Source organism: Nonomuraea sp. MG754425, assembly GCF_021699195.1.
Classification (GTDB): Bacteria; Actinomycetota; Actinomycetes; order Streptosporangiales; family Streptosporangiaceae; genus Nonomuraea.
Map to the genome: position 1 here is coordinate 1 of NZ_SSXE01000465.1, position 716 is coordinate 716.

The 716-nt window shown below is 74.9% G+C and carries 1 protein-coding gene; it reads left to right on the plus strand.

The window, feature by feature from the left end; translation table 11 throughout:
• Positions 1-716 (plus strand): hypothetical protein (locus tag FAF44_RS53505; RefSeq protein WP_237111168.1); only part of this gene is annotated, 716 nt, incomplete at both ends.

The following is a 716-nucleotide window of genomic DNA, read 5'->3' on the forward strand; positions in this document are numbered from 1 at the left end:
CCCCGCACCGGCGCGCTCCGGCACCTGCTTCACCGAGGAGCCCCTGCCGGCCGGCACGATGCAGCGGCTCATGCTGCACCACGCCGGCGTCCGCCCGGGTGTCTACCTGCCCCGCCAGCTCCTGGCCGTGACGGGCGTGCCCGACGTCGCCGCGTTCACCGAAACGCTCTCCCTCCTCCTGTCGGCCTTCGACCCCTTCAGACGGCGCTTCCGCACCCGTGACGGCAGGACGGAGCAGGTGTGGCTCCCGGCGGACCGGACGTTACGGATCCACACCGGTGGCGGGGGTCGCGACCCTGCCCTGGCCTGGCTGAACGGCCCGGACCGGATCGACCCCGAGTCGGCGCGGCACGGCGGAGCGCTGATCGACCTGACCGTCTTCCCCGGCGACCACGAGATCCTCCTCGGAATGGAGACGCACCATGCCCTGATGGACGGCCCGAGCAACCAGCGGCTGCTGCGCCTCATCGACCGCTTCGCCCGGCATCCGGACCGCGCCGGCCCGCCCGCGCCTGCGTACTACCGGCCCGACCGCACCGCGCTGCGCAAGCACGTCTCCTGTGAACGCGCCCTCGGGCCGGTGCCCGGCGCGGAACCGCCGCCCGCCCGCGGGTCCGGGCAACGGCGTGGCCGTGGCGGCATGGACGGTCCGGGCGAGGGCGGCGAGGTCTCGGTCCCCGAGGGGGACGGGCTGGAAGTACCACCACAGGCCCAGG